Source organism: Azospirillum brasilense (genome assembly GCF_003349955.1).
In the GTDB taxonomy this organism is placed as follows: Bacteria; Pseudomonadota; Alphaproteobacteria; order Azospirillales; family Azospirillaceae; genus Azospirillum; species Azospirillum brasilense_B.
Genome location: NZ_QLKQ01000002.1, coordinates 70606 through 77989, shown reverse-complemented (window position 1 = coordinate 77989; position 7384 = coordinate 70606). Strand labels below are relative to the sequence as shown.

Sequence of the window (7384 nt, the reverse complement as noted above, 5' to 3'; positions counted from 1 at the left end):
GTGGTAGCCCCCGCCCCCCCGCCGAACGCTGGATGAAGGTCTGCCCCGAGGGACTCTACGTCGAGCCCGGCGGCTTCTACGTCGACCCGCTGCGCCCGGTGGAGCGCGCCGTGGTGACCCACGGCCATTCCGACCACGCCCGGCCCGGCCACGCCCATGTGCTCGCCACCGCCGGGACGCTCGCCATCATGCGGCAGCGGCTGGGCGAGGGGGCGGGGGCTACCACGCAGACGCTCGACTACGGCGACGCGATCCGCATCGGCGACGTGACGGTGCGGCTGGTCCCCGCCGGCCATGTGCTGGGCAGCGCGCAGGTGGTGCTGGAGCATGCGGGGACGCGGGTGGTGGTGTCCGGCGACTACAAGCGGCGCTTCGACCGAACCTGCGCCCCGTTCGAACCGGTTCCCTGCGACGTCTTCATCACCGAGGCGACCTTCGGCCTGCCGGTCTTCCGCCACCCGCCGGATTTGGGGGAGATCGACAAGCTGCTGCACTCGCTGTCGATCTTTCCCGAGCGCAGCCATGTCGTCGGGGCCTACGCGCTGGGCAAATGCCAGCGGGTGATCTCCCTGCTGCGCGCCGCCGGCTACGATCGGCCGATCTATCTGCACGGCGCCCTGGAGCCGATCTGCAAGCTCTACGAGGGCTTCGGCGTGCCGCTGGGCGAGCTTCGCCCGGCCACCGTCGCGGCGAAGGAGGAGCTGAAGGGCGCCCTGGTGCTGGCCCCGCCGGGCGCGGTGGCCGACCGCTGGGCGCGGCGGCTGACCGACCCGGTGGTGGCGATGGCCTCGGGCTGGATGCGCGTCCGCCAGCGGGCGCGCCAGCGGGGCGTCGAGCTGCCGCTGGTCATCTCCGACCACGCCGATTGGGACGAGCTGGTCCAGACCCTCGACGAGGTCGCGGCACCCGAGGTCTGGGTGACCCACGGCCGGGAGGAGGCGCTGGTCCACCACGCGACCCAGCGCGGCATCCGCGCCCGCGCCCTGGCCCTGGTCGGCTTCGAGGAGGAGGGGGCGTGAGGAACTTCTCCGCGCTGATCGACGGGCTGGTCTTCATGCCGGCGCGCAATGGAAAGATCCGCCTGCTGGCCGATTTCTTCGCCACCACGCCGGACCCCGACCGTGGCTGGGCTCTGGCGGCCCTGACGGAATCGCTGGTCTTCCACGAGGCCAAGCCGGCGGCCATCCGGCAACTGGTCGCCACCCGCGTCGATCCCGAGCTGTTCGCCCTGTCCTACGACTATGTCGGCGACCTCGCCGAGACGGTGGCGCTGATCTGGCCGGAGCGTCCGGAGCGGGCGAACAGCCTGCCGCCGTCCATGACCGAGGTGGTGGAGACGCTGCGCGCGGCCAAGCGCGGGCAGGTGATGGGGCTGGTGGAGGGCTGGCTCGACACGCTGGATTCCTCGGGCCGCTTCGCGCTGCTCAAGCTGATCACCGGCAGCCTGCGGGTGGGCGTGTCGGCGCGGCTGGCCAAGACGGCGCTGGCGGAGTGGGGCAAGGTCGATCTCGGCGATCTCGAGGAATGCTGGCATGGGCTGACACCGCCCTACGCCGATCTGTTCGCCTGGCTGGAGGGGAAGTCCGACCGGCCGGCGGCGGGGAAGGGCGCCGGCTTCCGCCCGCTGATGCTCTCCCACCCGCTGGAGGAGGAGGACATGGCCGGGCTCGATCCGGCCGATTACGCCGCGGAATGGAAATGGGACGGCATCCGCGTGCAGCTGGCGGCCCGCGGCGGCGAGCGGCGAATCTATAGCCGCACCGGCGACGACGTGTCCGGCGCCTTCCCGGACATCGCGGACCACATGACCTTCGACGCCGTGCTGGACGGCGAGCTGCTGGTCGCCCGCGACGAGGGCGCGATCGCGCCCTTCAACGACCTCCAGCAGCGGCTGAACCGCAAGACGGTCACCGCCGCGATGCTCAAGGAGTTTCCCGCCTGGGTGCGGCTCTACGACATCCTGTTCGATGGCGAGGAGGATTTGCGCGGCCTGCCCTTCACCGAGCGGCGCGCCCGGCTGGAGCGCTGGCACGACGCGGTGCGGCCCCGGCGGATGGACCTGTCGCCGCTGGTGCCCTTCGAGGGCTGGGAGGCGCTGAAGGGCCTGCGCGAGGGCAGCCGGGAGAACAGCATCGAAGGGCTGATGTTGAAGCGCAAGGACAGCGTCTATGTCGCCGGGCGTCCCAAGGGGCCCTGGTTCAAATGGAAGCGCGGGGCACTGACCCTCGACACCGTGCTGATGTACGCCCAGCGCGGGCACGGCAAGCGGTCCAGCTACTATTCGGACTTCACCTTCGGCGTCTGGCGCGGCGAGGAGCTGGTGCCGGTCGGCAAGGCCTATTTCGGCTTCACGGACGCGGAGCTGGTGGAGCTCGACCGCTGGGTGCGGAACCGCACGACCCGCCGCTACGGCCCGGTGCGGGAGGTGGAGCCGGGTCTGGTGCTGGAGGTCGCCTTCGACAGCGTGCACCCGTCGAACCGTCACAAGAGCGGATTGGCCATGCGCTTCCCGCGCGTCCACCGCATCCGCTGGGACAAGCCGGCGGCGGAGGCCGACCGGCTGGAGACGCTTCAGGCGATGGTCATGGGATGAGGTCTGCGGTGGACGCCACGGCGGATATCAGAGCCGCCTGGATGCACGGGGCAAGACACCGGTCATTGTTGCTGACGGGGTGATTGTAACGAACCCCGCAACGCCATCGTGAACGGCCTTTTCAAAGCCGCCGCCATCAAGGCCACGCCAAGCAATTCGGACAGCAGCAGCGCCGTGATGATGGCGTTCAACGAGCCATCGACGAGGATGCCGACGACCCGCCCCAAGGCCAAGCCGGCAAGGACCAGCAAGACCGCCAAACCTGCGGTGCGCTCGGCCTGCCGCGTGAAGCCGGCCCAGCCCAGGAAGGCTGCAAAGCCGAGCGGTATGCCGCCGTAGGTCGCGCGCATGTCCGTCAGGGCGCTGGCTGTCTGCGGGAAAGTGCCGGTCAGGATGTGGGCCATTTCGGCTGGTTGCAGCACGAAGGCGATTCCGAACAAAGCGAACAGCACGGCATTGATGCGCAAAAGCAACACGAGCAGCATTGCGGCCCTCCTGAAATCACCCTTCCCACCCCTCAGTGTGGGCGGAGAAAATTGCACATAAGAAAAATAAAATCAACTCAAGGTTATTTGTGTGTGCATATCGTCCGGCCGGCTTCTTCGGCGCCAGCCATTTCCGCACCCCCAATGCCGTGAGTTGTTCATGGCGTGGGCTTTACCGGCTCAACCGCATATCGATGTGGTCGATGCCGACATCATCATAAATCTCGCTGACGCGCCGGAAGCCGAAGCTCCCGTAGAAACTCTCCAGGTAAAGCTGCGCGCTGATCTGAACGTCGTTCTGCGGCCATTCCCGGGCCAGTCGCTCCAGGCATTCGGCGACCAACCGGCGGCCCAGCGCCTTGCCGCGCCACGCCGGTGCGACCGCCAGACGCCCGAAGGAGGTGGCTCCGGTCTCCGCATCCGGGCCGAAAATGCGGGCGTAGCCGACCGGCGTCGGCGCGTCGCCGTCGTAAAACGCCAGATGCTGCGCCACCGGGTCGCGCCCGTCGAGGTCGGGGAAGGGCGAAGCCTGCTCGACCACCAGCACGCTCTGGCGGAGCTGGAGCATGTCGTGGAAGGCGCCGGCGGACAGATCGGCGAAGCGGTACCAGCGGGAATGCATGTCAGCCCCTAGAAAGAGAAGTCGGTGGGGTTCAGATGCTCCACCGTGAAGCCGAACCGGCGGTGAAGGGCCTCGCCGACGCGGAGCCGGTGGCAAAGGTGCGGCGAGGCTTCGAAACAGAGCAGGCAGGCCGGCTTTTCCCCCGCCAGGACGGCGGCGCGGCTCAGGTCGTGCTCGGCTTCCGGCGTCTGCATCTTCGCTTCGACGATCGACCAGAAACGCTCCAGGTCGCCCTGGTGGGCGGCGACGCGGCCTTCCTTGGGCGTGCCCAGCCCCTTCAAGTGAACGTAGCCGATCCCGGCCTCTTCCAGCCCCGCGGACAGCGGCCTCTTGGAGAAGCCGGCGCGGCGGGACAAGGGCAACTCGCGCACATCCAGCAGGACGCCGACGCCCCGCGCCTTCAACGCACGCAGGACGGAGTCGAAGGAGGCGCCTTCGTAACCAATGGTGTAGAGCGGCGGGCTGCTCATGACGGGGAGGGCAGGGCGTTGCGGATCATGTATTCCCCGATGTCTTTCGGCTTCACCTTGACGTCGCTCAGCGGCTCGTCGGCGGACATGGCCTTGGCGACGAGAAGGCTGTTCTGCACGTTGGCCAAGGTGATGCGGAAGACGCCGGAGGCGCCCTTCAGCTTTGGGTAGTAGGTCGGATCGATGACCTTCTCCTTGCGCATCAGGCGCTCGATCACCGCCTCCTCCTCAAGGTCCGGCACCTCCTGGCTGTGGATCAGGCGCCAGTCGCCTTCGCCCGCCCAGCCGGCGTCGATTGCGGCCTTGGCCTCGTCCTTGTCGGCCGCCACACCCAGCTTGAAAATGTGCTTTCCCTGTCCGACGTCGGACGCCCACTTCGTCAGCGTGGCACTCCGCGCCACATACACCACGGCCATTCTCGCGTTTCCTCACCGGTCAGGCGGCCATGCTGCCGCGAACCGCCCGAGGAGGCAACCTCCGGAAAAAGGAGGGGGGGTCAGGGAAAGGAGGATTGCCGGGACAGCGGCGTGATGAGGATGCGGCTGACGACGTCCTTGCCGAACAGCTTGACGCTTTCCTCGTCGATCTTGCGCCGCAGGGCGGGCATGTTGGCGATGTTGCCGCGGACGATCCATCCCTCCTCGATGCCGAGATAGACCGCGCGCAGCGTGGCGTCGTGCAGCCGCGGGATGGCAACCTGGACTTCCCCCAGCCGCGTGGCGTTCGCCACCTCCAGCATCACCTCGATCTGGGTGTAGCGTTCCACCTGCCCGCGGGTGACGATGGGCACCATCACCGGCTTGATGCGGACGGAAGGCGGCAGGGCCGCCGGCCCCTCCGCCGCCCGGGCCGCCGTTGTCCATCCGGCGATCGTGGCGGCGACGAAAAGGAAGCCGAGAAAGGACGCGACCCTGCGCATAAGCGGGCACCGGAAAAATCGATTGGGTGACCCCGATAGTAGGGGCTCGACCGCCCGTCTTCAACAGTGCCCGCTGTAACAAGAGATTCGGCTTATGACCCGGCGCGCCGGTCTCAGGCGGCCTTTTGACCGCCGGCCTGCATCGCTTTTTTGTTCACATCATTGATTGCAAGAACGTTCAACTTCTTATCGGTTTCCTTCTCCTCATTCAGGGTCTGCTCCAGCAGATCCGCCACCTTGGTGAGGCCGCAGGCGGTGGCGTAGGCGTGGACGGTGCCGTAGCTGGCGATCTCGTAATGCTCCACCTTCTGGGCGGCGGCGATCAGGGCGGCGTCCTGAACCTCCGGGGCGAGGCCCATCTCCATGATCTCGCGGGCCTCGCTGATCAGCCCCTCCATCGCGTCGCAATGCTTGCCGCGGGTGCGGGTGTCCAGTTCCTCGAACACCTGTTCGAGCCGTTCGATCTGGCCGCGGGTTTCCTCCAGATGGGACTCGAAGGCCGCGCGGAGCTTTTCGGAGTGCGCCGCCTTGGCCAGCTTCGGCAGAGCCTTGGTGAGCTGCTTTTCGGCGTGGTAGATGTCGCGGAGTTCTTCGATCAGCAGATCCTGCATGGTTTTGGCTGCCATGGTGCCGGTGCTCCCTTGCTGTGTTCGTCGTCCGCCAACAACAGCACGTAGCAGACGGGGTTCCGGTGCGGTTGCGCTGTGCTAAGGTGGAATCGAGACCGGCGCAGTCCGGCGATGGAGAAAAAGCGATGGTGGGCAATCGGGCGCCCGGAAAGGGCCAGGCGGCTGGGAACGGCGGAGGAAGCGCCGTCGGCGAGGTGCTGTTCGAGTTCCAGCGGGTCGGCAGCTACCTGAAGGTGATGGCCATCGATCCGGTCACCGCGACGGAGGTGTCGGTCGTCGGGCCGGCCACCGGCAGCCTGGAACTGCTGAAGCGGACGGCGATCAGCAAGCTCCAGTTCGTCCTGAAGCGCGACGCGGCCAAACGCTGACGCGGATCCGGACCTGCAAACGCCAAGAAGCGCGCCCTCCCGGCGGGGCGGGGGGCGCGGCTAGTCTTGGCTTCTGCTGATGGTGAGCACTGACATCCCGGTGCCGGACCTGCGGAACCGTTCCGGGGGTGAACTGCTCGATTCCGACTCTAGACCTATGCCGCGCCGTGGGCACTGGTGCATCGGATGTAACGCCTGTAGAAACCATTCCACGAACGAACGGACCGACGCGCTTTCCGAACAATGCGTTCCAGTCGCGTCGATCCTGACCGAATGCGGAGGGAGACGATCGCAATGCGTTGCGTGACGGTCTTGCGGAGAATGCCCGTGCTGTTCAAAGAGACCCTGAAGCCGGCGGCGGTGTTGCTGGTGCTGGCCGTGGCGCTGCAAAGCCCGGCGGCGTGGTCGGAAACCACCATCATCTGCACGAAGCCCGGCGTCCCGCTCTGCATGAGCGACACCACCACCTTCGTCAGCGCGGACAAGATGGCCGGCTGCCAGTTCGAGGTGAAGGAGTATGTGGACAAGACCATGGACTATCTGCGCTGCCTGAACGAGGAAAACACCAGCACAGGGCAGGAACTGACCCGCAATGTCGAGCGGTTCAACTGTCGTCTGTCGGGCCGCAACTGCGGGTGATGAGAGGCGCGGGAGGGGGCGGCAACATTCCCGCACGCCATGGTCCGGACGGCCCGGATAGTTCGGACGGCCCGGACCCGTGAAGACAGGACCGCGAAACGACACAGGGCCGGCTTCCCATCGGGAGAGCCGGCCCTGTTCGTTCAGGACGGTGCTGGCGCTCAGCCGGCCTTGCGGCGGGTCTGGCGGCCGGAGCTGCGGCCGAGGCCGATGCGCTTGGCGAACTCGGAACGCTGCGCCGCGTAGTTCGGCGCGACCATCGGATAGTCGGGCGGCAGGCTCCAGCGCGCCCGGTATTCGTCCGGCGACATGTTGTAGGTGGAGCGCAGATGGCGCTTCAGCATCTTCAGCTTTTTGCCGTCTTCCAGGCACACGATGTATTCGGGCGTCACCGACTTGCGGATCGGCACGGCGGGCTTCAGAGGCTCCGACGGAATCTCTCGGGGCTGCGTGTTCAGCCCGGTCAGCGACGAGTAGACCGTGTTGATCACCTCGGGAATCTGCTGCGCCGGCAGAACGTTCTTGCTGACATATGCGGAGACGATGTCCGCGGTCATCCGCAGAAGCTCGTTATCGGGCACATCGGCGCGAAGCTGGTCACTCATTGCCATTAGTCCTGATTTTTCATTTTGTCCCTAGCAACCAAGTTGCACAGCGTG

Annotated in this window: 11 protein-coding genes; 4 read left to right on the top strand and 7 right to left on the bottom strand. The window is 66.9% G+C overall.

Annotated elements, in window-relative coordinates; genetic code table 11:
- Positions 1-1019, top strand: a 1019-nt coding sequence (locus DXK32_RS01400; protein WP_432612339.1) for a ligase-associated DNA damage response exonuclease, incomplete at its 5' end; no start/stop codon positions are given.
- Positions 1016-2593: a cisplatin damage response ATP-dependent DNA ligase gene (locus tag DXK32_RS01395; RefSeq protein WP_114856871.1), complete on the top strand. Its 1578-nt coding sequence runs from the start codon at positions 1016-1018 to the stop codon at positions 2591-2593. The genes DXK32_RS01400 and DXK32_RS01395, both read left to right, overlap by 4 nt.
- A gap of 62 nt (positions 2594-2655) precedes the next feature.
- Here DXK32_RS01395 and DXK32_RS01390 read toward each other — a convergent pair whose 3' ends face one another.
- From DXK32_RS01390 to DXK32_RS01365, 6 genes are all read right to left on the bottom strand, one after another.
- On the bottom strand, positions 2656-3078 hold the full coding sequence (locus tag DXK32_RS01390; protein ID WP_114856870.1) for a DUF4345 domain-containing protein: 423 nt from the start codon (positions 3076-3078) through the stop codon (positions 2656-2658).
- 172 nt (positions 3079-3250) lie between these two features.
- Entirely contained in the window at positions 3251-3700 is a 450-nt protein-coding gene (locus tag DXK32_RS01385) for a GNAT family N-acetyltransferase (protein ID WP_114856869.1), read from the bottom strand.
- 8 nt (positions 3701-3708) lie between these two features.
- A complete protein-coding gene (locus DXK32_RS01380) occupies positions 3709-4170 on the bottom strand; it encodes a DUF488 domain-containing protein (protein WP_114856868.1) in 462 nt (153 codons plus the stop codon).
- On the bottom strand, positions 4167-4586 hold the full coding sequence (locus DXK32_RS01375; RefSeq protein WP_114856867.1) for a hypothetical protein: 420 nt from the start codon (positions 4584-4586) through the stop codon (positions 4167-4169). Before DXK32_RS01375 ends, DXK32_RS01380 begins: the two co-directional genes overlap by 4 nt.
- An 80-nt stretch (positions 4587-4666) precedes the next feature.
- Complete coding sequence (locus tag DXK32_RS01370) at positions 4667-5089, bottom strand: hypothetical protein (protein ID WP_114856866.1); 423 nt, start codon at positions 5087-5089, stop codon at positions 4667-4669.
- A gap of 113 nt (positions 5090-5202) precedes the next feature.
- The gene (locus tag DXK32_RS01365; protein ID WP_114856865.1) at positions 5203-5715 is read right to left on the bottom strand and encodes a ferritin-like domain-containing protein; all 513 of its coding nucleotides are present in this window, start codon (positions 5713-5715) and stop codon (positions 5203-5205) included.
- A gap of 128 nt (positions 5716-5843) precedes the next feature.
- Between DXK32_RS01365 and DXK32_RS01360 the strand changes: the two genes are divergently transcribed.
- Entirely contained in the window at positions 5844-6086 is a 243-nt protein-coding gene (locus tag DXK32_RS01360) for a DUF6898 family protein (RefSeq protein WP_114856864.1), read from the top strand.
- A gap of 327 nt (positions 6087-6413) precedes the next feature.
- Positions 6414-6725, top strand: a complete 312-nt coding sequence (locus DXK32_RS01355; RefSeq protein WP_247876921.1) for a hypothetical protein — start codon at positions 6414-6416, stop codon at positions 6723-6725.
- A gap of 161 nt (positions 6726-6886) precedes the next feature.
- On the opposite strand, the gene DXK32_RS01350 is transcribed toward DXK32_RS01355, so the two are convergent.
- The gene (locus DXK32_RS01350; RefSeq protein ID WP_014240726.1) at positions 6887-7330 is read right to left on the bottom strand and encodes a MucR family transcriptional regulator; all 444 of its coding nucleotides are present in this window, start codon (positions 7328-7330) and stop codon (positions 6887-6889) included.
- Positions 7331-7384 lie beyond the last annotated feature (54 nt).

Excerpts from the sequence above, each read along its gene's own strand:
- DXK32_RS01360 (WP_114856864.1), top strand. The coding sequence starts at position 5,844 with ATGGTGGGCAATCGGGCGCCCGGAAAGGGCCAGGCGGCTGGGAACGGC.
- DXK32_RS01385 (WP_114856869.1), bottom strand. The coding sequence starts at position 3,700 with ATGCATTCCCGCTGGTACCGCTTCGCCGATCTGTCCGCCGGCGCCTTC.
- DXK32_RS01350 (WP_014240726.1), bottom strand. The coding sequence starts at position 7,330 with ATGAGTGACCAGCTTCGCGCCGATGTGCCCGATAACGAGCTTCTGCGG.
- DXK32_RS01365 (WP_114856865.1), bottom strand. The coding sequence starts at position 5,715 with ATGGCAGCCAAAACCATGCAGGATCTGCTGATCGAAGAACTCCGCGAC.
- DXK32_RS01370 (WP_114856866.1), bottom strand. The coding sequence starts at position 5,089 with ATGCGCAGGGTCGCGTCCTTTCTCGGCTTCCTTTTCGTCGCCGCCACG.
- DXK32_RS01375 (WP_114856867.1), bottom strand. The coding sequence starts at position 4,586 with ATGGCCGTGGTGTATGTGGCGCGGAGTGCCACGCTGACGAAGTGGGCG.
- DXK32_RS01380 (WP_114856868.1), bottom strand. The coding sequence starts at position 4,170 with ATGAGCAGCCCGCCGCTCTACACCATTGGTTACGAAGGCGCCTCCTTC.
- DXK32_RS01390 (WP_114856870.1), bottom strand. The coding sequence starts at position 3,078 with ATGCTGCTCGTGTTGCTTTTGCGCATCAATGCCGTGCTGTTCGCTTTG.